The sequence below is a fragment of the Bacteroidota bacterium genome, from assembly GCA_020402865.1.
Lineage (GTDB): Bacteria > Bacteroidota > Bacteroidia > Palsa-965 > Palsa-965.
In genome coordinates this window covers 116,863-142,626 of record JADBYT010000012.1, presented here as the reverse complement: position 1 = coordinate 142,626, position 25,764 = coordinate 116,863, and the positions used below count along the sequence as shown (strand labels likewise).

Here is a 25,764-nt window from a genome sequence, read left to right as displayed (position 1 = left end):
AGCCGGGTAGCGGTAAGATTGAGTATTTATTTTTGCTGTTGCCGGGTTGGAACGAAAAGCCCGGACCAAGCGGTTTTTAGTTGCTTCCCCGGTTCGCTCCAAAAATTAAAAATATCCTTGCAGTGAATCCCACTCCACAATTACATACACCAGTCCGAATAATAATACAACTGCAGAAATACACGCACCAACTACAGCCAGCGTGCGCGCGGTGCGGATGCGTTTAACTGAAATTTTACTCCACCTTGAGGGACGTTTTTCATATTCACGCAGGCTCCGGCCGCTTTGTATGAATACTGCCGCCGATATGGCCGCTCCCACCAGACCGGCAAACACAATGGATGCTACACCCAGCACCACAAGCAACCGGCTTGACGGCAAATGAGGCAATGGCTGCGTGACGGGCGGAGTTTGTTTTTGAGGCGGGTACATTGTACACAAAGTTAGCACAGCGCACGAAAGGAAGCGGGCGGCTAAAAAAATTAGTATGCCCTGTAACAAGCAGCTGCCCGGCCCCGTCGTATGCATAAACAACGACAAACCGCACAAAACATATACCCATGAAAACTATTGTTCTCTTCTTCGCCCTTGTATTTGCCGGTTCACTGGCAGCTGCACCCTTAAGTACTACTCCTGCTGCCACGGCTTCGGCAGCGCAGCAGGAGTATATTGTAAACACCATCCGCCAGGCCATTCGCCTGCCCGAAGCGTTGAAAACACAGGCCGGTCAGCAGCGCGTGCTGGTTGTGTTTACCATTGATGCCGAGGGGCATGTGAATGTGCAGGAAGTGGGCAGCGGCAACCAGCTGGTAAAAGCATCCATTGCGCGCCAGTTTGAGGCCCTGCAGTTTACGGCCACCGGCAAAACGGAAATGTATTCTATCTGGTTAAATTTCAGTGTTTTATAATAAATTCGTGTCTGGGTTGTAACAAACATCCCCCAATCACGTCCCACAAAAACAAAGTATAAGCATATTTATCCCCCCGAATAAAATGAACGCAATGAAAAATATGTTGATGAGTGCAGCCACTGCAGTTGTTTTTGCAGGCTCACTTTGTGCGCAAAGCAAGGAAGTGCGCAGTGTAGGCGATTTTAACGGCATACGCACCAACGGAGCCGTAGTAGTAATAATTAAGCAAAGTGCCGATTCGAATTCGGTGGTGGTGGAAGCCGCTACTGCCAAAGCGGCTCAACTGGTAACGGCCAATGTGGAGAATGGTATTCTTGTAATAAATACCGATAAGGCCGAGCGTGCAGACGGCAACCAGATTACGGTGCGCGTGGCAGCCCGTAAGCTCAGTTCAATTGAAGCGTCAGGTTCATCGGCCATAAAATGCAAAGACACCCTGCAAACCGATTCCATGCGCATTCAGTTTTCGGGTGCTTCCGAAGGAAAAATTCTGGTAAAGGCCAGCAAGGTGGATGCGCAAACCTCAGGTGCATCGGAACTTAAACTGTATGGCGAAACCGAAACGTTTAAAGGTGTAGCCAGCGGCGCATCAGAACTGAAAGCCTTCCAGCTCCGCGCACAAACGGCCGATGTGGTGACCTCCGGCGCTTCTACGCTTCATACCTCGGTGTATAAATCAATTTCGGGTAATGCCAGCGGTGCATCCACTATCCGCTACTACGGCCCTGTTTCCGAATCACTCTACAAATCGGGCGGCGCCGAAATTGAACACCGCGAAGGTGAAGCAGCCCGCCCAGGCTCCTCTTCAAACGACACCCTTCACATTCCCATCGGAAACGGCCGAACCATTTCAATTGCCGGTAGTGATTTTGTGGACGATGAACGTTCGGAACGTGAAAAGGATGCCGATGACGACGATTTCAAATTCTGGCGCGGTCTCGATTTTGGTGTAAACGGTTACCTCAGCGCCGACAACCAGATACAGCTGCCCAATGGTTTCGAACCCTTTGAGCTCAACTATGCAAAGTCGTATGTATTTGGCTGGAACATGTTTCAGAAAAACCTGCACATCTACCGCAACAACCTGAATCTTGGCACCGGCCTTGGGCTCACCTGGTATCACTACAACTTTAAAGGCAACTACACACTTGCCAGCAATGTACCTTTCCAGACATCAGCCTTCGATTCGACCCGCAATTTCAGCCGCAACCGTTTAAACATGTGTTATGTAAATGTGCCGCTGTTCCTTGAGTACAACAGCAACAACAACGATGCCGACCATTCGTTCCACGTGGCAGCCGGCATGCAGTTTGGCTACAATATTTTCAGGAACAAAGTAAAGCAGCGTTTCGAAATGGACGGACAGACACAGAAGCGCACATTTAAAGACAGCTACAACGTAAATCCGTTCCGGTTTGATGCCATTGCCCGCATCGGTTACGGCGAGTTTACACTCTTTGGTTCTTATTCACTCACCACACTTTTTGAACGCGAAAAAGGCCCGGTGTTTTATCCCTGGTCGGCCGGTTTGAGCTTGAATTTCTAAACCGGTTTCCGCGAAACGATTTTCTGTTGCAACGGAATAGTTAACCGCCCGCCCCGCTTTGCTTCCGCAGGGGCGGGCGGTTTTTTTGTTATTCTTTATTGTCTTCGCATTCGCATTTCTTTTCTTCTTCTTCTTTCTTAGTAGTGAGTAGTTCAGTTACTGATTTGAAGCGACAGGCTTGAAGTAACTTACTTACATCATCTACACGTCTTCCGTTCATTTCATCGATTGTATTGGCGATTCCTACTATTTGCTCGGTTGTGCTTATTAGATCAGGTAGATTTAAATTAGATGTGGTGAAACTGCTGTTTTCTGGATCGTTTTTATCATAATAAACATTAGGATTAAATGGTATAAGCTTAGCGTTTTTTACATCAATGGTGCTGAGAAGTAACTCATATTGCAGAAGGCATGTATTAAGATTGCTAAGAAATAGCTTCATTGTATTTGTACCTTTAATCGTAAATGATTTTTGCGGATTACTTTTTCGGATGTTTCTATTTAATCTTTTAATAAATAAACTTCTGTTTCTCGATTGAATAATGTAGTCAAGTTGAAGAACTATACGATCATAGGCTGTTTGTAAGCGGGTATATCTTATAGAAATAGAGTCGATTGCGTTCTTATAACTCTCTTTGTGTTTTTCCAACATTTTAATAGTATCAGAATTAATGATTTTCTTTATTACGTCATCAATTTTGATAATTTCTTCAGACCATCGGGTCAGGTAAAATTTTGTTTTATATTCTGATGTTTGTTTTACTACCATAAGATGGGAAATAATACCTGTTTCTTTAAGTTCAATGGGATTAAAGGGGGCGGATTTTTCCTGAGAGTTGAGATGAATTCCTTTTGAAAGAAAAAGAATTAGCAAAAGAATGAGTTTTGTTTTCATAGTGAGGAGTTTTAAAATGTGTGATACAAAACTCCGTCATCTTTAATACAATAATTAGCGTGAAAAAAGAGAAAATTTGAGGGTGTTTTCCCCGGGTATGTTTTTAGGGTGAAATAGATAAAACGATAAGAATAATACCGTGTTAGATGATTTTTTTATTTTGCAAGCATTTGATTTTCATTTTATTGCAATGAGTGACGTTTATGTCGAAAATAAGCACTTGGATTCGTTAGTGTACTGGGGAATATTTGCTGGAAACAAATAGTATAAACCTCTTAAATCTCTAAAAATGGCATTCAAAGTTATTCCTGAAGAATCAGCAACTTTTACTGCTGAAGAAATTAAAAGAAGTATTGCTTTGAGTATGGTTAAAAAGTACCGACAAGAGCAATATAGAACGTTGGTTAACAACGGATATACAACTCAAACAAGATCAGTTTATTTCACGATTAACGCACTACAAGGTTTTCTTGAGAAACTAGAAGATAAAGGTGCTGATGGATGCCGAATTTATTTTGCTACAGTTTCAGACGCTGCTATTCAGGCTTATCCAGGTCAAGATCGTAATACGTTAGGTCAAATGACGGTAGTGCTTGTTGCTACTAAAACCAATGCGGCAACAAATATGCATCAAGAATTGCTCAATAATGGTGACTCTATTTTATTACCAGCTCTTGATTTTGGTACATTATGTCCCCCAGGTGGTTGTCAAGCTATCTTGATGTCACCGGGAAATTCATTAGATTTCGATGCAAATTGAGTTCTATTTGTTAGTCAAGTAAAATTTCACATGCCCGAAACCGCCTACCTCATCGCGCTCGCGCTTTTACTTGCTCTGATGAGCGGGCGGTTTCGGCTTTTAACCCAACAGCTTAACCGCTGGCTCTACATATACTTCCTCGTTGTTTTTATCATAGAGCTTTCGGCACTTTATCTGCCCAAACTTCTCTCGCTAAACGGCAACCATGCCATCCACAACCTCGGCATGCCGCTTTACATTACCAGCTTTGTACTTTTTTCCATACACATAAATACACGCCTCCGCAAAACAGGTTTTGTTTTGCTTGGCGTGTATTTGCTTTTTGCGTTGTGCAACCTGCTTTTCGGTCAGGGCTGGAATCAGTTTAACACCTACTCGCTCATGGTGGCCAGTTGCAGTATTGTATGGCTTACCGGGCGCTATTTTGGTTCGCTGCTGCATCAGCATGACAATGCGCCGCTACATAAAGAGCCGCTTTTCTGGATAAACGCCGGCTTCTTTTTCTTTTACCTCTGCAATGTATTTGCGGCCGGCACCATTTTGTATTTCCTGCAAACTGATCCTGAGTTTGCCCGCTTCGAAATACGCATCATTCAATTCCTCAATCTCTCACTGCTGCTCAGCGTAGCCATCGGAATTCTATGCCTCAAACGCCGACCGCCACAGACGATGTAAGTACTGCCGTAGTCATTGCCGTTATACTCGGCACACTGCTGCTGGCGGCGCTGGCGGTATGGGTCATTACATTTCTCATTTTTTACCGTCGCCGCCAGCAGCAGTTCAGCCGCGAAAAAGAACTGCTGCTCTCGCGGTTTGAGCAGGAAATTCAGCTGGCCCGGCTCGAAGTGCAGGAAGAAACGCAGCGGCAGATTGCCTCCGAAATTCACGACAACGTGGGCCAGCTGCTCTCGGTGGTGCGGCTTTACCAGAGCGGCCTCATCGATCAGCTTACTGATACATCGCACCGCAGCCGCCTCACCGAAGCCAACGAAATAACCGGCCGCGCCATTGCCGATTTGCGTTCACTCTCGCACGCCATCAACAACGACTATCTCCTGCGCCAGTCCATCACCGAAAATCTGCGTACCGAAACCGAACGCATCTCGCGCAGTGGCGTGTTTACCGCCGCATTCACACAAAACGGCACTATTCCCGAACTTCCGCCCGATACTTCGCTCATTCTCTGCCGCATGGCGCAGGAACTGCTGCAAAACGCCATCCGCCACTCCGGTGGCAACCACATCGGTGTGTGCATCGAACAAAAACAACACACATTGCTCATTTCCATCACCGACAATGGCAACGGAATGCCCGCACAGCCGACTAAAGGAAGCGGCACACAAAACCTCCTGCGCCGTGCCGGGTTAATTGGTGCCACGGTTACTTATCACCCGGCACCCACGCAGGGAACAGTAGTAATCATTAACTTGCCTGTGCCTTAATACATTTTGCATATTCCCAAACTCCCCCTGCCATGTCTCACCGCTCCGTAGTTATTGTTGACGATCACAAACTTTTCAGCAGCGCCCTGGCCGAACTTGTTGGCCGTTTTGACCGGTACGAAGTGCTCTATCAGGTACACAGCGGCCGCGATCTGCTCGACCGTTTTTCATCGCCCCGCAATATTCCCGATGTGGTGCTGCTCGATATTAATATGCCCGGCATGGATGGCTTTGAAACCGCCGCACGCCTGCGCGAAAAATATGAAGACGTAAAAGTGCTCGCCGTATCCATGCACAACGACGAGGAATCTGTGGTGCGCATGATCCGTGCCGGCGCGCGTGGCTATGTGCTTAAAGATGCCCAGCCCGACGAGCTTCGCATTGCGCTCGATACACTTTGCGAACGCGGCGTGTATTATTCCGAAATGGTCACTTCGCATCTCGTCAATGCCATCACGCACGACCGTACGCCCGAAGCACTGGCCAAAGAAAAAGGCCTCACCCCCCGCGAACTTGAATTTCTCAAATACGCCTGCTCCGAACTCACCTACAAGGAAATTGCCGACCGCATGAACCTCAGCATCCGCACCGTTGACGGTCACCGCGAAGCACTTTTCGATAAGCTCGACGTACGCAGCCGCGTGGGGCTTGTACTCTACGCCATCTCCCACCGTATCGTCATGCTGTAAGGGCGCGAGGCACCACGCCCCGCAACAATGTCAGATTCCCGTAAGGGCGCGAGGCATCGCGCCCCGCAACGGTGCTGCGGAAAGTTTTCTTCGGCAAAGCCGAATAAACTTTCCGCTCCCCTTAATCAAGTCTCCAGACTTGATTCATACTCCCACCCTTATTCGTACCCCAAAAAAACACTAACAAAAAAAATCAGGGCGTGTCCCCGCAAAAAAAGCGGGGCCGCGCTTTCCGCTATTACTCCGCCATACTGCACAAATAAACATCCTGCTCAGGCGGGGTAACCGCTCCAATCGCTCACGCGCTGCCGCCCGCGCTGCGCGTGCTTCCTACTTTACACCGTTTTTAACACCGCCTTGCCGCCGATTTCGTACTTTTAACCCCCGATTACATTTTACATTCGCAAACCCGCAATGACTGATAAACTCAACACGCTCCGCGAAAAAACCGAACAGGCCATGCTTGGCGGCGGACAAAAACGCATTGATGCCCAGCATAAAAAAGGCAAACTCACCGCACGTGAACGTCTTCACTTCCTGCTCGACGAAGGCACTTTCGAAGAAATTGGCATGCTCGTAACGCATCGCGCCACCGATTTCGGCCTTGATAAAGAAAAGTACCTTGGCGATGGTGTGGTAACCGGCTACGGCAACGTAAACGGCCGTCTGGTATATGTGTTTTCGCAGGACTTTACCGTCTTTGGCGGCTCGCTTTCCGAAACACATGCCGAAAAAATCTGCCGCATCATGGATCTCGCCATGAAAAACGGCGCCCCGGTCATCGGCCTCAACGATTCGGGCGGAGCGCGCATTCAGGAAGGCGTCGTATCGCTGGGCGGTTATGCCGATATTTTTTACCGCAACACACTCGCTTCGGGCGTTATTCCGCAGCTTTCGGCCATCATGGGCCCTTGCGCGGGTGGTGCAGTATATTCGCCGGCCATTACCGATTTTATTCTCATGGTCGAGAATACTTCCTACATGTTTGTAACCGGTCCCAATGTGGTAAAAACGGTTACGCACGAGGAAGTGACTTCTGAGGAACTTGGCGGCGCCATGACACACGCCTCCAAATCAGGCGTTACCCATTTTGCCTGCGAAAACGAAATTGCCTGCATTCAGCACATCCGCGCGCTGCTCAGCTACATGCCGCAAAACTGCGAGGAAGAAGCGCCTTTTGTACCTTATGAAAGCGGCAACGAAAAGCGCGAAGTGCTCAACGGCATCATTCCCGCCAATCCCAACCAGCCTTACGATATTCGTGAAGTAATTGCCGAGGTAATTGATGCCGACAGCTTCCTCGAAGTGCACAAGCACTTTGCCGAGAACATCGTGGTGGGCTTTGCGCGTCTTGCCGGACGCAGCATTGGCATTGTGGCCAACCAGCCTGCCGTGCTGGCCGGTGTGCTCGATATTCATGCATCCACCAAAGCCGCGCGCTTTGTCCGTTTCTGCGATTCGTTCAATATTCCCCTGCTCGTGTTTGAAGATGTGCCGGGCTTCCTGCCGGGAACCGATCAGGAGTGGAATGCCATTATTACCAACGGAGCCAAACTGCTTTACGCATTCTGCGAAGCCACCGTGCCGCGCATTACCGTAATCACACGCAAAGCCTACGGCGGGGCGTATGACGTAATGAACTCCAAACACATTGGCGCCGATATGAACTACGCCTGGCCCACGGCCGAAATTGCCGTAATGGGTGCAAAAGGCGCAGCCGAAATCATCTTCAAAAACGAAATCGCCGCTGCCGAAGATGCTGCCGCCAAGTGGAAAGAAAAAGAAACCGAATACACCGAAATGTTTGCCAATCCCTACCGCGCCGCCGAGCGTGGCTATGTGGACGAAGTAATCGAGCCTTCGCAAACACGCGAAAAACTCATCCGCGCGTTCGCCATGCTGCAGAACAAGGCCGATAAACTTCCGCCCAAAAAGCACGGTAACATTCCGCTGTAAAATATCACCCATAAATAAAACGGTGGCTGTAACCCGCATCTGAAGCGGAGAAACAGCCACCGTTTTTGCATATTTCACAAGCGGAGGCTTGTCTTGTAAGGTTGTCGTGGAGACTGAACTTGTAGAGGTGGCTGAGAGCACGCAAGCCTGCGGAGATCGAATCTGCTGGCTTTTTTGCGGGAATAGTTGATCGAATTCCGGTGGCTGATCATGTCGCGGTGGCTGAGCTTGTCGAAGCCACCGATTCCTGAGCTTGTCGAAGCCACCGCCCACCACTACGGCTGCACCGTTACCCGTATCTCGCGCCGCGAAATACGGCCATCTTCATCATTCACATTAAAAATCCAGCGTTCGCGGCCGGGTGTGCTGCGCACGGTTACCACATAATCCTTTTCATACCGCGAACGAAAATCAGGGTGTATAAACCAGCGGTCAACCAGTCTGCCTGCGCTCGAACCGTCGTAGGCTACTTCCACATAAAATGCGCTCAGTTCGTCTTTGGTTTTTTCGGCTATGCTGCCCACCGTAAAACTGCTGCCCGGTGTTACCACAAGGTCTGCCGACACATAGGTGCCTTCGGTTTTCAGATAAATTTTGGGCGGCACATCTTTATTGCAACCCGAAACAAAGGGAAGCAAAGCAGTAATAAGCAGCAGGGCAATTAGTCGCATCATACTAATGTACAACGAAAATGGTGCCAGTTCGAGTATGCCGTCTTAAAAAAGGCTTATTTGTGTGTCGCCATTCAGATTTTCAGCCCGCATCAACGCCTCGGAACAGGGCACGCAAAGTTGTGGTAGGCTGTTGGCCGCTAAACCGGGATTAGTCCATGCACCGGTCGTTTCGGGCGTTAGAATGAGGGGCATTCGTTGTTTGGTGTTGTGTATTTCGGCCATGAGGGCATTGGCGGGCACGGTAACAATAGAAAACGAACGGATGAGTTCTCCGGTTTCGCGGTGTGCCCACGTACTGTACAAACCGCCCAGCAGAAAGAAGTTTCCGGAGGCGGGTTGCAGAAAATAGGGCGTTTTGGTGCGGCCGCTGGTTTGCCATTCATAAAAGCCGGTAACGGGTATTATACAACGCTGTGTAAGCGCCACATCACGAAACGAGGGCTTTTCAAGCATCGTTTCAGCCCGCGCATTCAGTGTTTGATTACGCAGTGCTTCAGCCTGCGAAAGGCTGCTTGCCCAGTGCGGAATCAAGCCCCAGCGCATAAGTTCAAGTTTGCGCGTTTGGCCATCTGTAAGTACAGGCAAAGCCGGATGCGCAAAGCCGCTCAGCTCCGTTTCGGGCTGCCATTTTTCGGCTTCGTCAAACTCGGCATCCAGCTCGGTGCTGAGCTGCGCGGCGGTGGCTTTGTTGGCTACTTTGTAACACATGGGCTTGCAGGCAAAGGTAAGCGGCAAAAACACAAACGCGGCAGTGTGTGGCTGCCGCGTTTGTAAAAGGTATCTCAATTACTGTTGTATCACCAGCTTCAGCCGCGCCGAACGCCCCCCGGCATCCTGCATCACAAGGAAGTAGGTACCTGAGGCCAGGCCACCAAGCGGCAAATCAATACGGTTCTGCCCGCGGCTCAGGTTGCGGCTTTCCACATCCTGTGTGTAAACCAATCGGCCCGGGGCATCATACACCGCAATACGGTAGCCGGTTTCGGAATACGGACAGGTTACAGTCACATTTCCGTCCGACGGATTCGGGTAGGCAAATACCTGTCCGCCCAGTTCAAACTCAGCTACCGAAATCAATGCCCGGGGCACATCGCCCAGGTTCGATTCTGAGGTTACAATGTTGCGGGTCGGATTACAGCTAACCAGCCACACGGTTTGCAGTTTGTAGCGGATGTTGGTAACAGAAGCCGAAATAGGCGGAGTAGGATCGGTGTAAAGCGTATTGTTGCCCGATACCGAGTCAATTACTTCCCACTGCCCGGCATTGGTACTGTCGCGCAGAATGCGGTAGAAACTCACCACTGCACCTTCGTACTGGCTCCAGCTCAGGTTTACCACACCGCCAATACCTACGTTTGATTGCAGGAACAATGTGCGGTGATGGACACTTTGCGTACTCTGGTTTCCGCATGAGTCAACCGAAGCAATTTTGTATCGGTGATAGGTTACGTTCGGGTTGGCCAGCGGTGTGTAAACCGAGTCGATGAATACACTCAGTGAGTCATAATCCACGGCACCCACCTGCACATAGTTGTTGGCCGTAAGTTCACGGAAAATGTAGAACGAGTCAATATCTGTGGCCACCGGCTTTTCCCACACCACGCGGTTGTATTGCGAGTTGGAGTCAACAGTTACTAAACAAATATCCGAAGGCGTTACCTGCGCAAAACTGATGCTGAGTATCGCCGTGTCGCCATTGCCGCAGGCATTCTGACCATATACCATAATCGCTCCCGGCTGTGCGTTTGCTGCAAAGTCAACAGTAATGGCACTGGTGTTGTTGCCGCTGGCAATGGTGGCGCCGGCGGGCAGTGTCCATACATACGATGTTGCATTGGCAATAGCAGGTACGCTGTAACTGATGCCTGTGGCCGTGGGGCAGATGTTCACCAGTGCAGTGCCGCTGATGTTTCCCGCTGCATCAGGCAGCGGATTTACGGTAAGTACAAGCGTGTCTGACGATTGTCCGTTGCCGCAGGCATTGGTGCCATACACCAGTACAGGACCAGATACCGCTGTTTCAGAAAAATCAACCGTAATGGCGTTGGTGTTGTTGCCGCTTACAATGGTTGCGCCCGGAGGCAATGTCCATACATAACCCGTGGCATTGGCCAGCGGAAGAATGCTGTACACCACACTGCTTTGTCCCTGACAAACCGTGCTGCTGCCAACTATGTTCGAGGGTGTGGCGGGCAGCGGATTCACCACTACGCCAAGCGGCGCAGAAGCCACGCCAAGGCCGCAGCCGTTTTGAGCAGCTACTGTAACCTGTCCTGATTGTGCCGAGGCCGAGAAATCAACTGTAATGCTGTTGGTCCCTTGTCCGCTTACTATGCTTGCACCCGGCGGCAATGTCCACACATAGCTTGATGCGTTGGGAATGCTGCTTACAAAATAGCTCACACTGAACTGGCCCTGACACACCGTGTCTGTACCAAGTATTGCGCCTGCATTGCCCGGCAGCGGATTGGTGGTCACCGCAAACGACGATGAGGCACCCGTGCCGCAGCTGTTTACACCAGCCACCGTAACGTTGCCCGAAGCAGCCAGGTTGTTGTAATCAACCGTAATGCTGTTGGTGCCGTTGCCGCTTACAATGGTAGCGCCCGAAGGCAAAGTCCAGTTGTAGCTGGTGGCACTTGCAATGGCGGGCACCGTGTAGGTTACGCCCGTTGCACCCTGGCACACACTTGCGGCCGTATTACTGGTAATTACACCCGCAGCCCCCGGCACCGGATTCACCGTAAGGTTAAAGTTTACCGATGAGGTGCCGCTGCCGCAACTGTTGGTTGCCACCACATTCACCGGTCCCGATTGCGCGGCGGTAGAGAAGTTAACCGTAATGCTGTTGGTGTTGTTGCCGCTTACAATAGTAGCTCCCACGGGTAATGTCCATGTGTAACCCGTGGCGTTGGCTACAGCTGATGTGGCAAACACCACATTGTTTTGTCCCTGACAAACTGAGGTGGGCCCCGAAACCACCGTGGTGGCCGCAGGCAGCGGAAGCACAGTTACACTGAGCGGTGCCGACGATACGCCGTTGCCGCAACTGTTTACACCATTAACGGTAATGAAGTTTGATGTGGCCGAGTTGGAGAAGTTAACCAGAATGGAACTTGTACCCGTTCCGCTCACAATGGTAGCTCCTGATGGCAGCGACCAGTTGTAGGTAGTGGCATTAGCCACCGGAACTACCGAAAACGGCACGTTGGTTTGACCCTGACAAACCGATGTAGGTCCGGTAATGCTTCCGGGTGTGGCCGGATACGGATTTATGGTGATGGTTTGTGTGGATACACTGTTACCACTGCCATCGTTGGCAGTGAGGGTAACTGTAAATGAACCCGGCCCGGTAAAGGTGATGTTTGATGGGTTGGCTTGTGTGGATGATGCAGGCGAGGGTGTGGTGGGGCCTGCAAAAGTCCAGTTGTAAGTCCACGTCGGGCTTGGGTTGGCAGTTACCGAAGTGTTGGTGAATGAAATCTGGTTTGTGGTTGACGCGTTTAATGCACACAGCGTGGTTGGCGACCAGGTAAAGTTGGCCTGAAGCGTGCAGGCAATACGACGTATGGTTACCGTATCAATCGAGGCAGCACAGGGGGCATTGGAAATAGTCCATGCAAGCACCACGTTATCGTTTGTGTTGAGACCACTGAGTGTGGTGGTGGGCGAGTTTACGTTACCGATATTGCCAACGGTTATGGCCGGGTTGGTGGTAGAGAAGATTGACCACGTGCCGGTGCCGGTGCCGGGCGTGTTGGCCGAAAGGTTTGCCACGTTGGCACAAATGTACTGTGTTACCCCGGCGTTGGCTGTTGATGGCGGCTGGTTTACAGTAACCACAAAGGTGCGCTGAAAGGTGTTGTTGTTGCTGGCGCCGTCGTTTACCGTTACCGTAATGGTGGCTGTGCCTGTGGCGTTGGTTACCGGAGTATAGGAAAGCGAGCCGGTAGCGTTGGGCGAGGTGTAAGTGACTGTAGGGTTGGGAATGAGTGCGGTGTTGTTTGACGTAGCGGTGATGCTCAGTGTTTGTGTTTCACTCACCGAGCCTGTGCCAATGCCGCTCAGGTTTACGGTTTGCAGGCCCGAGTTGCGGCAAATGGCTGCCGGGTTGCTTATGCTGCTCAGTGTAGGCGGCGTGTTGAGCGTCTGGTTGTTTGCTGTAATTGGCGTACTCATGTAGTTTGAAGTACAACTCGAACCATTGTACTCAACCACAGAAAAGTAATAAAGCGTGTTCGACTGCAGGCCGGTAATGGTAACCGAGTTGCTGTTGCCGTTATATACTACAAACGTGCCGCCGCCCAAATCAGAGCCTGAACCGAATGTGGCGTTGGCGGTATAGCCGTTTCCGTCAACCGGGAAGCTCGTTACTGCACTTCCCTGTCGGGCAAGTACCAGACGGTTGGCTCCGGTGCCGGCCGTAAAGTTCACCGTCATGCTGGTTTGTGTGATGCCCGATACCGATACGTTGGAAGCCGCCGTGGAAGGCTCGGGATCCAGCGCATTCATGGTATTGGTAAGTATGTTTATGAAATTACCTACCGCGCTGGCTGCAATATCCGGACGCCCGTCGGCATTAAAGTCGCCCACACTTACGTTGAGCGATGCGGTGCCGTTGGGCGGCGTAAAGTCAACACGTGTACCAAATCCGAACGAGCCCGTTGCTTCCCATATTGATATTTCAGGCGTATTTACATAGCCCAGCACCAAATCCGTGCGGCCGTCGCCATCAAGATCGTTGCAAATGGGCGAGTACGAAAACGACGAAAGCGAAGTGAGTGTGGTAGCCAGTGTAAAGCTGATTGTGCCTGAGGTAGATGTGTTGTTGAATATCCGCACACGGTTGTCAGACATGGCCAGTACCATATCGGGCCTGCCATCAATATTGAAATCGCCATGTGCCATATTTTGTACGGTGCCGGTTGATGCAGAGAATGTTTGTATTGCTGCAAACGTAATTGAACCTACAGACACACTTGTATTGCGCAGTGTATAAAAGTTTGCGCTGTTGTACGAACCAATGGCTATATCCGCCTTGCCGTTTCCATCCAGATCACGCACATAAATACTCGACGGATTTATTGCGCCCACGTTAATATTCACCGCAGGATCAAAACTTACCATACCAAACGAACCGGTATTGCGAAGCACGGTAATATTGCTTCCCGAAAAATAACCGATCACAAGATCTGTTTTTCCGTCACCATCCAGATCACCCGCCCGCACTACCGACGGGTTGCTGAACGGAATGGGTATTTCAATGGGCGGAATAAACAGCGATCCGTTTGAAGCCACACGATGAATAGAAATTTTACCGCCGCTTGAGTTCGACGAAATCACATCCGGTCTTCCATCCATATCCACATCGGCAATTTCCATTCCGTATGGGTTTTCGGAAGTGGTGTAGTTGAGCGCGGTGTTAAACGTGGGCGGATTGGTACCATTAATTGAATTGCCACGGCTCACAGCTACCACGTCGCTGCTGAATAAATTATACACCACATCCGGACGGCCATCGTTGTTTACATCAAGCTGCCGGTGCTCGTAAGCTGCGCTTGATGCGTTGATGGATGAAATGCCAAATGAAGAAGTGTTGATGGTAGCCGCGCAAACCGAAGTCACATTAAACTCGCGCGGCGCTGCGGCAGTAAGGCCATTTACAGAAACCGTAACCGGCACAAACTGTGTACCGAAAGGCACTGTTACTGTAAGCTGCGTGCTGCTGGCTGTAAGTACTGTAGCTCTTACCGCACCAAAGTACACTACATTGTTTGTGAGTGTGGTGCTGAAATTGGTGCCGTTAATTGTTACCGTTGTGCCAATTGGCCCCGATGTGGGGGCTATGGACGAAACAGTGGGCGTTAAGCTGCCCGTTTGCACTTCGCCCGAAAGTACGTATTGCGGGATGTAGTTATAAAGGTTGTTTGAATTTACAACTGCAAAGTCGTAATCATACACATTGAAATTGTACCAGGTGCCCGGTGTTAGTCCGCTCACGGTTACGGTTTGCGTGCCCGATGCCGCATTGAGTACGGAGAGTGTTTGCAACGCCACAGACTGTGCCGGTGTGTTTGTAATGTTGCTGTTTGCGCCGTAGGTGGCAAAATCAACCGGAGCATTTACCGGCGATGCGGAATAGACCCATCCTCCGCTTGCGGTGTAGTTTGTGGCGGCAGTGGTAACCATGTTGGTAAGCGTACCGTTAAGTGCGCTTCCGCCGGTAGCATCGCTGTTGAGCGCAGTGGATGTGGCAGCACTGCCATCGTCCAGCTTCCAGTAGCCGATGAGGTTGGCTTCGTTGCCCAGCAGCGATGTATTCATGAAGTAGTTCAGCAAAAACTCGCTCTGGCCGTTGTCCCACACCCGCACCTCATCAATTTGTGCCGTGGTGTAACCGTTGCTTACCGTGCTGGCAGTTCCGGCATCGGCACCAATTACAAAGGCGTTTGAATTGGTGTAGCCAATCGGATAATTAGCGCCGGCATCATTCTCGCCATAAATTGCACCGTCCACATACCCGCGTATGTAGCGCCCGTCGTAGGTTACCGCAAAATGGTGCCAGCCGGGCGAGAGGTGTGCTACATTGTATGCGGTAAATCCCCAGGCATTGTTGCGGTAAGTATATGCATATATCGTAGTGCCTAATTGCAGAATGCAGTAGCCGCCGGTTTCGGCATTGCCGGCAAAGTATTCTGAATTGGTTGTGCCTGTGGCCCAGTTGCTGCGGTTTACCCAGCATTCAAGCGTTACTTCCGAACTTGGCTGCAATACTGAATTGTAAGGCACAAGCACATGGTCGTTCACTCCGTCAAAGGCTATTGCCGTAGGACGACGGCCTGCGCGGGCAGTTACAATTTTGGCCTGGCCGGGGCTGCCGGTCCAGTTTACCGTTACCGCATTGCCTGTGTTGGCCGTAAATGTCATGTTCGACAAGGTGTTGCCCGGATGCGTGGTGTTTGAATACTGCTGGCCGCTGAGATAGGTGGAGGTAAGGTAATTGGCCGTGGGATTGAATGTGCCGGTGCTTCCGTTGTATTCAAACACGCGGATGTAATACTGTGTTTCCATGCTCAGGTTCTGCACACGGAAAGCATTGCCCGATCCGGCATACACCACATAACTCTGCCCGATAAGCGAGCCCGAACCAAAGTTGCTACTTGCCGTGTAAAGCGTCCCGTCAACCGGTAAGTCAACCGTGCTAGACGTACTCATGAGCACAAGATGAGATGTGCCGCCGCCCGATGAGGTAGGCGTATTCAGCCAGCTGATGGTCATGGCATCATCTTCAATATCCTTGAAGCGCAGGTTTGATGCATTGGCCGTAGGCTGGTTGGCAAGCGTGGTGAAACTTTCGGTGGGGTACGAAATGGTGCGGTAATTCTGCGCACCCAGCAAACCGCTGAATGCAAATGCCGCCGCCGTGTAATCGGTTGACGGAGAAAGGCCGCTTACCGTAAGCGACGACGAAGCCGCATTAAAAACCACGTAGGAATACGGAGCAGAGGAACCCACTGTGGCTCCGTTACCATAAGTTGAACTCGATCCGTACACAGTGCCGTCAACCGGCAGGTTGCTGTTTGTGGAGCCGGCCTGCAGCGTGGTAAGCGTGTAGGAACCGTTGCCGTTTGTCCAGCTTAAAGCCGCTGAAGAAGAACTGATGCTTGACGCCGTAAGTGCTGACGGCGATGTGGTAGGCGATGTTTCAAGCGTGTAGCGCGAAGCGGAGGCGTATGATAGTGTATTGTAGTTTGGCACCGCCGCCGAGCCGCTGTACTCAAAGATGGTCACAGTGTAGTTGGTAAACGGCGTAAGACCCGAAACCGTAATGGAAGAACCTGTGCCTTTATAAATTACATAGTTCGCATTGCCCAGATTGGAACCAGAACCAAACGTAGAACTGTTTGTGTACACCGTATTATCAACCGGAAAAGCAATGCTGCTTGATGAGGCACGCAACACCGCAATACGGCCCACACCGGTGCCGGATGTCCAGTTAATATTGTAACTGGTAGTGCCCAGCGATGCAAATTGAATATTTGAAGAAGGTGTTTGTGCGTAGCCCGCATGTGATACAAGCACAAAAAACACAATGCAGAGACGGGTAACTATTTTATTCATGCAGTAATTTTTTCTGGAAACGGTTCTGAGGTCTGGGAATTCAATACTAAAATAGGCTTTTCAGGCTTATTGATCCTGTTTTAAGCCGCATTTTTATAATGATTTTGTGATAAAAAATCAGGTTACAGCCGTAATTTTCTCAAGCAGCCAACCAAACTGAATCAGGGTTTTATGGTTCGTGTCAATCTTATACATTTGTGGCAATGCCTGTAATTCCCCTTTTTCGTCGCTTAATGCTGTGTGTGGCTTTGTTAGCCGCATGGCCGGTTTATGCCCAGCAATATAATTTTAAACTGTATGGCACCCGCGATGGTCTTGTGCATTCCATTGTAAAGACCATTTTCCGCGACAGTCGCGGCTATCTTTGGTTCGGAACCCAGGGTGGTGTGAGCCGTTTTGATGGTAAACATTTTGTAAATTTTACGGAGAAAAACGGATTACCCGGGAACGACATTACCTCCATTTCGGAAGACGGGAAGGGGAATATCTGGATTGCCACCTATGGTTTTGGTGTAGCAAAATATGACGGAACAGGGTTCACTGTTTTTCAGGAGGATAAAGACAAAAAAAATCCGAAGGCACTGCCGCACAATACCGTATATGCTGTTTTTCCCGACAAGGCGGGGAATATGCTTGTGACTACTTTTGGTGGCGGACTGGCCCGGTTTAACGGGAAGGATTTTGATGTGTTCAATGAAAAAAACGGACTTCCGGCCTCACACCTGCTGAAAGGTACAATTGATCAGAAGGGGCTTGTGTGGCTTGGGTCGCGTGGGAAAGGGGTATTCAGTTTCGACGGGAAAACGTTTACCAACTACAATGCAGATAACGGATTAACGGCTACTTCCTATTACTCCATTCTGGCCGATTCGAAAGGAGAAGTGTGGCTGGCATCGGTATCCAAAGGCATTGATATTTTGGGAAAAAACGGTAAGGCGCGGCATCTTGCCGTGCCCGAAATTGAAGGCGGGCTCATTTCAGGCATGGTGGAAGACCACCACGGCAATTACTGGATAGCCGCCAAAACCGGCCTCTACAAATACAATGCAGCAGGCTCTTTTCTTTACACCGAAGCAAACGGACTGCCTTCAAACAATATCCTTTCGCTTATTGAAGATGCGGAAGGCAACATCTGGATTGGCACTACAGCCGGACTTTGTTTGTTCCGTAACGAAGCCATTGTGCATTATACCGACAAGGAAGGGCTGCCGCGAAAAGTGGTTACGGCTTTTTTTACCGACAGCCGGGGCAATCAGCTGGCTGGTGTGTCCAATGGCGGCTTGCTGCAAATTATAGAAAACAAAATGGTGCCGGTAGATATTCCCGAACTCAACGGACATTCGGTTACTGCGATCTGCGAAGACCGTAAAGGCCGTCTTTGGGTGGGTTGCGAAAACCAGCCCGAAGGTTTTGTGGTACTTGGCTGGCAAAACGGCAAATGGGAAAAACTTCCCGAAACAGCTACCTATAACACTTACTTTGCCACACGCACCATACCTCGTATTCACTGCGACAGAAGCGGGAATGTCTGGGTAATTTCATACGGAAACGGTTTGGCCGTGTTTCCCGCCAGCGAACAGAAAGACCAGTTCCGCCGTTTTACCGACAGCACCGGATTGCCAACAAACAACCTGCTTTCAATGTGCGAAGACAATGCCGGAAATATCTGGATAGGCACGCTGCAGCAGGGCGTAATTCGTTTTGCCCCTGATGGCAAAACCACCCCATTTACCGAAAAGGAAGGGCTTGGCGATAACACCGTCTGGTCTGCAACAACCGGTGCCGGTGGCAGTTTGTATTTCGGTACCAGCGATAACGGAATTTCCTGTTTCAGCGGTGGCCGGTTTACGGTAATCAGTTCGGCCCAAGGGCTTTGCTCCGACCTGATTTATGCGCTTTTAACCGACAGCAAAGGTCAGCTTTGGGTGGGTACAGATAAAGGCATCAATGTGCTTGCTTTCGGAGGCGGATTTACAGTGTCGAAGCTTAAATTTATTGGTACCGGCGACGGAATGAGAAGCCCGGAAGTAAGCCAGAATGCCTTGTTTGAAGATAAAAACGGATTGGTGTGGATGGGAACAGGCGAAGGACTTGCCCGCTGGAATCAGCGCCTTGATTTTCCAAATACCAACCCGCCGGCAGTTGTGCTCAACGGCATTCGTTTGTTTTATCAGCCGGCCGACTGGGCCAAACTCGGCCTCACGCCAGATCCGTTAAAAGGTTACCCGCTCAATCCCGTATTCAGCTACCGCGATAATCACCTTACGTTCGACTTTCAGGCGCTCAGCACCGACAATGTGCGCTATCAGTTTATGCTCGAAGGGCTTGATGATAACTGGTCGCCGCTTACTACAGGCAACGAAGCAGTGTACACCAACATTCCGCCCGGCCGCGATTACCGTTTTGTGGTAAAAGCACAAAACCGCGACGGCGTGTGGAGCAATGTGGTATTCAGCTATCCGTTTTCCATTCGCCCGCCGTTCTGGAAAACATGGTGGTTCATTGCCCTCATGGCCTTGCTGAGTGTGGCCGGCATTTATGCATTTATCCGCACGCGCACCGCACGCTTGCAGCGCGAGAAAAAAGTGCTCGAAGACCGCGTGCAGGAACGTACTGCCGAGTTGCGCGTGGCCAACGACCAGCTTTCGGTGGCCTACAAAGACATTAAAGACAGTATCAACTACGCACGCCGTATTCAAACCGCCATGCTGCCCGAGGCCAAGGAACTCGCCAAAACATTCACCGATCATTTCGTGTTCTTCCGTCCGCGCGATGTGGTGAGCGGCGATTTCTACTGGCATTTCCCCAAAGGCGACCGTATTTATTTTGCCGCCATCGACTGCACCGGGCATGGCGTGCCGGGCGCATTCATGAGCATCATCGGTAACTCACTCCTGCACGAAATTCTCAACGAAGAAGAAACGCCTTCGCCCGCACACATCCTCAACACCCTGCGCGATAAACTTATGCTTGCCCTGCGCCAGCGCGGCGCCGATTCCGAAAACCGCGACGGCATGGACATGGTGCTCTGCTGCTGGGAACGCCACACCGGTAAACTCATCTTCAGCGGCGCAAACAATCCGCTTTATCATTTCCGCGCAGGCTCACTCACCGAATACAAAACCAACGCACAACCCATCGGCGCTTACGGCGATGTACTCCATCCCTTCACCGAAACCACAATCGACATCGCCCCCGGCGACGCCATTTACCTTTTCACCGACGGCTATCCCGATCAGTTTGGAGGCGAAAAAGGGAAGAAGTATTTGTATTCGCGTTTTAAAACTTTACTCAGCACAATACATTCGCAACCAATGAATATTCAGAATGCGAAGATGGATGAGGAACTGAAAGCGTGGATGGGTGCGAATGAGCAGGTGGATGATATTCTGGTGATGGGTGTGCGGTTTTGATGGGGGAACGCGATAACATACTTGCCGAAAGTGAAAACTATCTCGTGACACACGAATATGAAAGCGCATTTCTTGATTTTAAAACAGCACAACGGGCTACAAAATTTCTTGGTCATTTTTACGGAGACCCTTCCTGTGCGCTGATTTCACGCGATGAAAAGTTTGCAGTGATTGGCGGGGACGGATTACTGGTGTATTTTCTGCAAAAGCCCTTTTTGCCTTATAAAAATAACACGGCGTGTAAACAGTATTTTGAAAAAGGCAGGAAGTCAGAACAAATTATTTCAGTAAGCAGCTTATTTCAGGACGATGCGGACGATAATACGTTTTTCAGGTATGAAGTGAAAATGTATGAAACTACGGAAGTGTGGCGTGTGAGTGTAGAAAGCAGGATAGGTGAGTTGATGGAAATTCGCAGCAATGAAAATGCCTGAGTTAATTTAATGTTGTGCAGCTTATGATTAATGCGGGGGACCATTTGAGAATCCCGCAAACCCTTACCTTTGCCACGCAATTTCAGTTCAGCCACAGGCCGCAACACTCCGTTTCATTCCGAAACGGAGCAAACGTGCTTTCGGGCTTTTGCTGTTTTGCAGCTACAATTAAAAGTAAGGTAAGGTGACGTTACAGGAATTACAACAGCAATATGCCGCCGATACACAGGTGCGCGAACTTACTGCCGCTTTTGGCGAAACACAACCTGCACGTGTGCATTTACGCGGACTGGCGGGCTCGTTGCCGGCGGTTATTGCGGCAGCAGTGATGCGTGAAACACCGCTCTCGCACATGTTTGTGCTGCCCGATAAAGAAGCTGCCGCGTATTTCCTGAACGACCTCGAAACACTGCTCACCACCACCAATGAAGCAGGCGACGAAAAGCTGGAAATTCCGCTCGTGTTCTTTCCTGCTTCGTACCGCCGGCCTTACCAGATTGAAGAAACCGACAATGCCAATGTACTGCTGCGAGCCGAAGTGCTCGACCGCATACGCCGCGACGGGCGTGCAGTAGTGGTTACGTATCCGCAGGCGCTGTCGGAAAAAGTGGTGACACGGCAACTCCTCGCCAAAAATACACTCGAACTCAAACGCAGCGAAAAAGTGTCGATTGCGTTTGTCACCGATCTGCTTTTTGAATACGGCTTTGAGCATGTGGATTATGTGTATGAAGCCGGGCAATATGCGGTACGCGGAGGCATTGTGGATGTGTTTTCCTTTGCCAACGAACATCCGTACCGCATCGAATTTTTTGGCGATGAAGTAGATTCCATCCGCACCTTTGACCCGCTCACGCAGCTTTCGTTAAAAAATCTCGACCGCCTTACCATTATTCCCAACGTGCAGGGTAAGCTGCTGGCCGAAAGCCGTGAATCGTTTTTCGATTACTTCATCTCGGCAGGCAACGGAAAATTCAGCCAGGCGTTGTGGCTCATGGATATTGAGCAGGCCGAAGGGCTTATCCAGAAAGAGTTTGAACAGGCGCAGAAAATTTTCAGCACCGAAGTGGAAGGCAGCACCGTGCGCAGGCTTTCGCCCGAAGAGCAATACATTGGTGCCGACGATTTTCGCCGTTCACTCGAAAAGCTTACGGCCGTAGAGTTCGGAAATCGCTTTGCCCTCAAGGCTTCACACAGCTTAACGTTTACCGTTGTGCCGCAGCCGGCATTCAATAAAAACTTCGACCTGCTCACGCAAACACTTTCCAAACACACCACCAACGGCTACCGCAACCTGATCTTTGCCGATAACGCCAAGCAGGCCGAACGCATCCGCGCCATCTTCGACGATATTGGCCGGCGTATTGATTACACGCCGCTTGTGGCTTCCATTCACGAAGGCTTTATCGATCACAAGCTGAAAATAGCCTGCTTTACCGATCACCAGATCTTTGAACGTTACCACCGCTTCCGCCTGCGCGACGGCTATCAGCGCAAGAAAGAAGCCATGACGCTCAAAGAACTGCGCGGCCTGCAGCCCGGCGATTACGTAACTCACATCGACCACGGCGTGGGGCGTTTTGCCGGTCTTGAAAAAATGGAGGTGAACGGCAAAGTACAGGAAGCCATACGCCTCATGTACCGCGATAACGATGTGCTTTACGTGAGTATCCATTCGCTGCACCGCATTGCGAAATACGCCGGTAAAGAAGGCGAGGTGCCGCGCATTGATAAAATCGGCTCGGCTTCGTGGCAGAACCTCAAGCAGAAAACAAAGACGAAGGTGAAGGAAATAGCCTTCGATCTTATCAAACTCTACGCATCACGTAAAGCGCAGGTGGGGCACGCGTTTCAGCAGGACAATTATTTGCAGAACGAGCTTGAGGCTTCATTCATTTATGAAGATACGCCCGACCAGCTTAAAGCTACGCAGGACGTAAAACGCGATATGGAAAGCGATGCGCCGATGGACAGACTTGTGTGTGGTGATGTGGGATTTGGGAAAACAGAGGTGGCTATTCGCGCCGCGTTTAAAGCCGTGTGCGACAGTAAGCAGGTGGCTGTGCTTGTGCCTACTACCATTCTTGCATTGCAGCACTACAAAACATTCCGCGACAGGCTGAAGGATTTTCCGGCCAAAGTAGATTACCTCAACCGCTTCCGCACAGCAAAAGAAAAGAAGGAAGTGCTTGAGAAACTGGCCGAAGGGAAAATTGATATTCTCATTGGTACGCACACACTTACAAGCAAAGATATCAAGTTTAAAGATCTTGGTTTGCTTGTAATTGATGAAGAGCAAAAGTTTGGTGTAGCCGTGAAAGATAAGCTCAAGACCATGAAAACAAACGTGGATACGCTTACGCTCACGGCTACGCCTATTCCGCGCACGCTGCAGTTTTCGCTCATGAGTGCGCGCGACCTGAGTGTGATCAACACGCCGCCGCCAAACCGTTTTCCGGTGCAAACCGAGCTGCATACGTTTAATGAAGAGGTAATACGCGATGCAGTTTCGTATGAAATGCAGCGGGGCGGACAGGTGTTTGTGGTGCATAACCGCGTGCAGACCCTGCCCGAAATTGCCGGAATGGTTTCGCGGCTTTGTCCCGATGCACGTGTGGTAATGGCGCACGGACAGCTTGAAGCCGGGAAGCTGGAGCAGGCAATGGTCGATTTCATTGAAGGCGAATACGATGTGCTGGTGGCCACCACCATTATCGAATCGGGCCTTGATGTGAGCAACGCAAACACGATAATTATTACCGATGCACACATGTTTGGTCTCAGCGATTTGCACCAGATGCGCGGCCGCGTGGGCCGCTCAAACCGAAAGGCATTCTGTTACCTGTTTACGCCGCCGCCGTTTATGCTCACCAGCGAGGCGCAGCGCAGGCTCAAAGCCATTGAAGAATTTTCCGACCTCGGCAGCGGCTTCCACATTGCCCTGCGCGACCTTGACATACGCGGCGCAGGCAACCTGCTGGGCGGCGAACAAAGCGGCTTCATCTCCGATATTGGTTTTGATATGTATCAGAAAATTCTCGACGAAGCCATTCAGGAACTTAAGGAAACCGAGTTTAAAGACCTCTTCCGCGAAGAAGAACAGCAACGCAAAACCCGCCGCCGCGATGATCCAAACGCCCGCCACATCGGCGTGTATGTAAAAGATACACAAATCGACACCGATCTCGGCATTCACATCCCCGACGGCTATGTGCAAACCATCACCGAACGTCTGGCACTCTACCGCCAGCTCGATGACAGCCAGACCGACAACGACCTCATGCGTTTCGAAAGCATGCTCCGCGACCGTTTCGGCCCTGTCCCCGAATCGGTAACTGAACTCATTGATGCGGTGCGCCTGCGCTGGATAGCCATGGATATCGGCATCGAAAAAGTGCTGCTCAAAAACGGAAAAATGATTTGCTACTTCATCAGCAATCAGCAATCACCCTACTATTCGTCTGACGCATTTACTTCTGTACTCAAATTCGTTCAGGCCAATCCCCGCGCAGCTAAAATGAAAGAAGCCAACAACAAACTCACACTAACGTTTGAAGGTGTTGCTTCTATTGCCGCTGCGCTGGTGGCACTGAAGCCGATGATTGACATCCAGCAGGAAACCGAATAATTACTCACATGCAGCGTAGCTGCAGGCAAAGGCTGACAAGCGCCAGCTGAGGAAAGTTTACCCCGGCAAAGCCGGATAACCCATAGCTGAGGAAAGTTTACACCGGCAAAGCCGGATAAACTTATCTCCACCTTTTCGCAAGTTTGCAACTTGCCGCGAGAGTGCTTACATCCACCAATAATATTACCAGAAACTTCCCGTCAAATACAACTACTCATTCTCACATTCATTCTCCTTCTCACACCCCTCTCGCCCCAAACAAAATCACCACCAGCAACACCGGAAGCACCTTGCTTAGAAATATCCAGCTGGTGCAGTATTACTCTGATGTCTGGATAGTGGTGTTTTTGCGTTTTTCAAGTACAGATAAATAGTATATAAGATAAACTTCCTGTGCCCAGCTCATTTTCCAGTAGCCGTGGGCCCACTTACATATAAAACCTGAAACAAGGCTTACAAAAATTGCTATCAATAACCAAATTTCTGAAGAATCACCATGTCTGTAAAATCCAAACATATATATAAATGCGAGTACCATTATGGGTATAACCAAATTTAGCATTAGTTGTTCTTTACTTGAAAGTCTATCCAAGTGTTTCATTAAAACTGAGTCATTATCATTTCTATGGTTCATATAGACTCTGTCCCTACATTCATAAATAAAGTCATCATTCTCCATAATCTCTCGTTCCCTAAATGAAATTGACTTTTCGTTGATGTTGACAGAGCTGTATTTGGAATAAAATGGTAAATCCTCAATTGCAATTTCAATGATTGAGGAAATTAAATGTTTATCTAGTTTTACATCATTAACTCTTATTGTAGAACTAATAGCTCGACTAAAAAAAATAATTCCTTTAATTATTGAGGAAATTCCATTGGGTTTTATTTTTATTTTTCTGAGAAAATCTCTTAGTCGAATACTGATTTCACTATTGTCTTTTGTAAGTTGTCCTAAAATAATTGATAGGTTTTTCATTACAGCAGCATTAATAAAACCAATTCCTACTGATAATATAATTATTATAATCCACTTCCATAAGGGATATTTATTAAATAAACAGAGGTCTATTTCTTGAATAACTCCAGTGTGTACCGAAATTAGTATCCAGTTTTTTAATATTAGGAGGCATACCATGATTATTCCGCCAGGAATAATGTATCCAAAAATATCTTTAACTGATAAAACACGACCTATTTCCATACTCAAAAATGAAGATTATTCTATGTATTTATATCCCTAGATCTATTGATTTTAATTCTGTGATATTGTAATTTATTGACACTTAATTAAT

Annotated in this window: 16 protein-coding genes; 10 read left to right on the top strand and 6 right to left on the bottom strand. The window is 49.6% G+C overall.

What is annotated here, in order from left to right; all coding sequences use genetic code 11:
• Positions 1–105 precede the first annotated feature (105 nt).
• Entirely contained in the window at positions 106–432 is a 327-nt protein-coding gene (locus IM638_10390) for a hypothetical protein (protein ID MCA6363436.1), read from the bottom strand.
• A gap of 128 nt (positions 433–560) precedes the next feature.
• On the opposite strand from IM638_10390, the gene IM638_10385 reads away from it, so the two are divergent.
• Both IM638_10385 and IM638_10380 read left to right on the top strand, forming a co-directional pair.
• Positions 561–908 carry a hypothetical protein gene (locus tag IM638_10385; GenBank protein MCA6363435.1) on the top strand — a complete coding sequence of 116 codons (348 nt, stop codon included), beginning with the start codon at positions 561–563 and terminating at the stop codon, positions 906–908.
• Between the two features lie 94 nt (positions 909–1,002).
• A complete protein-coding gene (locus IM638_10380) occupies positions 1,003–2,457 on the top strand; it encodes a DUF2807 domain-containing protein (GenBank protein MCA6363434.1) in 1,455 nt (484 codons plus the stop codon).
• 88 nt (positions 2,458–2,545) lie between these two features.
• Here IM638_10380 and IM638_10375 read toward each other — a convergent pair whose 3' ends face one another.
• Entirely contained in the window at positions 2,546–3,352 is an 807-nt protein-coding gene (locus IM638_10375) for a hypothetical protein (GenBank protein ID MCA6363433.1), read from the bottom strand.
• A 289-nt stretch (positions 3,353–3,641) separates the two neighbouring features.
• Between IM638_10375 and IM638_10370 the strand changes: the two genes are divergently transcribed.
• The 5 genes from IM638_10370 to IM638_10350 all read left to right on the top strand — a co-directional run bounded on the left by IM638_10370 (position 3,642) and on the right by IM638_10350 (position 8,199).
• On the top strand, positions 3,642–4,112 hold the full coding sequence (locus tag IM638_10370; protein ID MCA6363432.1) for a hypothetical protein: 471 nt from the start codon (positions 3,642–3,644) through the stop codon (positions 4,110–4,112).
• Between the two features lie 30 nt (positions 4,113–4,142).
• Entirely contained in the window at positions 4,143–4,787 is a 645-nt protein-coding gene (locus tag IM638_10365; GenBank protein ID MCA6363431.1) for a hypothetical protein, read from the top strand.
• A complete protein-coding gene (locus tag IM638_10360; GenBank protein MCA6363430.1) occupies positions 4,754–5,554 on the top strand; it encodes a hypothetical protein in 801 nt (266 codons plus the stop codon). The genes IM638_10365 and IM638_10360 overlap by 34 nt, the downstream gene beginning before the upstream one ends.
• Before the next feature lie 32 nt (positions 5,555–5,586).
• Positions 5,587–6,243, top strand: coding sequence for a response regulator transcription factor (locus IM638_10355; GenBank protein ID MCA6363429.1), 657 nt, complete (start codon positions 5,587–5,589; stop codon positions 6,241–6,243).
• 414 nt (positions 6,244–6,657) lie between these two features.
• Entirely contained in the window at positions 6,658–8,199 is a 1,542-nt protein-coding gene (locus IM638_10350) for an acyl-CoA carboxylase subunit beta (GenBank protein ID MCA6363428.1), read from the top strand.
• Positions 8,200–8,474: 275 nt separating this feature from the next.
• Here the strand turns inward: IM638_10350 and IM638_10345 are convergent, their stop codons facing one another.
• Genes IM638_10345 through IM638_10335 form a run of 3 tightly spaced genes read right to left on the bottom strand, consistent with a single transcriptional unit; the run spans position 8,475 to position 16,994 of the window.
• Positions 8,475–8,873, bottom strand: coding sequence for a hypothetical protein (locus IM638_10345; protein ID MCA6363427.1), 399 nt, complete (start codon positions 8,871–8,873; stop codon positions 8,475–8,477).
• A 42-nt stretch (positions 8,874–8,915) separates the two neighbouring features.
• Positions 8,916–9,659 (bottom strand): SOS response-associated peptidase, encoded by a 744-nt coding sequence (locus tag IM638_10340; protein MCA6363426.1) that lies wholly within the window; start codon positions 9,657–9,659, stop codon positions 8,916–8,918.
• Entirely contained in the window at positions 9,660–16,994 is a 7,335-nt protein-coding gene (locus IM638_10335; protein ID MCA6363425.1) for a VCBS repeat-containing protein, read from the bottom strand. It lies immediately after the preceding gene.
• Between the two features lie 203 nt (positions 16,995–17,197).
• Here IM638_10335 and IM638_10330 point away from each other — a divergent pair, with 203 nt between their 5' ends.
• From IM638_10330 to mfd, 3 genes are all read left to right on the top strand, one after another.
• Positions 17,198–20,407, top strand: a complete 3,210-nt coding sequence (locus IM638_10330; protein ID MCA6363424.1) for a SpoIIE family protein phosphatase — start codon at positions 17,198–17,200, stop codon at positions 20,405–20,407.
• A gap of 44 nt (positions 20,408–20,451) precedes the next feature.
• On the top strand, positions 20,452–20,841 hold the full coding sequence (locus IM638_10325) for a hypothetical protein (GenBank protein ID MCA6363423.1): 390 nt from the start codon (positions 20,452–20,454) through the stop codon (positions 20,839–20,841).
• A gap of 184 nt (positions 20,842–21,025) precedes the next feature.
• Positions 21,026–24,469, top strand: a complete 3,444-nt coding sequence (gene mfd / locus IM638_10320) for a transcription-repair coupling factor (protein MCA6363422.1) — start codon at positions 21,026–21,028, stop codon at positions 24,467–24,469.
• Positions 24,470–24,788: 319 nt separating this feature from the next.
• On the opposite strand, the gene IM638_10315 is transcribed toward mfd, so the two are convergent.
• Positions 24,789–25,673: a hypothetical protein gene (locus IM638_10315; GenBank protein ID MCA6363421.1), complete on the bottom strand. Its 885-nt coding sequence runs from the start codon at positions 25,671–25,673 to the stop codon at positions 24,789–24,791.
• Between the last annotated feature and the right edge of the window lie 91 nt (positions 25,674–25,764).

Bases quoted from the DNA above. Each gene is read 5' to 3' on its own strand.
- IM638_10390 (MCA6363436.1), bottom strand. From the start codon at position 432: ATGTACCCGCCTCAAAAACAAACTCCGCCCGTCACGCAGCCATTGCCT.
- IM638_10385 (MCA6363435.1), top strand. From the start codon at position 561: ATGAAAACTATTGTTCTCTTCTTCGCCCTTGTATTTGCCGGTTCACTG.
- IM638_10380 (MCA6363434.1), top strand. From the start codon at position 1,003: ATGAAAAATATGTTGATGAGTGCAGCCACTGCAGTTGTTTTTGCAGGC.
- IM638_10375 (MCA6363433.1), bottom strand. From the start codon at position 3,352: ATGAAAACAAAACTCATTCTTTTGCTAATTCTTTTTCTTTCAAAAGGA.
- IM638_10370 (MCA6363432.1), top strand. From the start codon at position 3,642: ATGGCATTCAAAGTTATTCCTGAAGAATCAGCAACTTTTACTGCTGAA.
- IM638_10365 (MCA6363431.1), top strand. From the start codon at position 4,143: ATGCCCGAAACCGCCTACCTCATCGCGCTCGCGCTTTTACTTGCTCTG.
- IM638_10360 (MCA6363430.1), top strand. From the start codon at position 4,754: ATGCCTCAAACGCCGACCGCCACAGACGATGTAAGTACTGCCGTAGTC.
- IM638_10355 (MCA6363429.1), top strand. From the start codon at position 5,587: ATGTCTCACCGCTCCGTAGTTATTGTTGACGATCACAAACTTTTCAGC.
- IM638_10350 (MCA6363428.1), top strand. From the start codon at position 6,658: ATGACTGATAAACTCAACACGCTCCGCGAAAAAACCGAACAGGCCATG.
- IM638_10345 (MCA6363427.1), bottom strand. From the start codon at position 8,873: ATGATGCGACTAATTGCCCTGCTGCTTATTACTGCTTTGCTTCCCTTT.
- IM638_10335 (MCA6363425.1), bottom strand. From the start codon at position 16,994: ATGAATAAAATAGTTACCCGTCTCTGCATTGTGTTTTTTGTGCTTGTA.
- IM638_10330 (MCA6363424.1), top strand. From the start codon at position 17,198: ATGCCTGTAATTCCCCTTTTTCGTCGCTTAATGCTGTGTGTGGCTTTG.
- IM638_10315 (MCA6363421.1), bottom strand. From the start codon at position 25,673: ATGGAAATAGGTCGTGTTTTATCAGTTAAAGATATTTTTGGATACATT.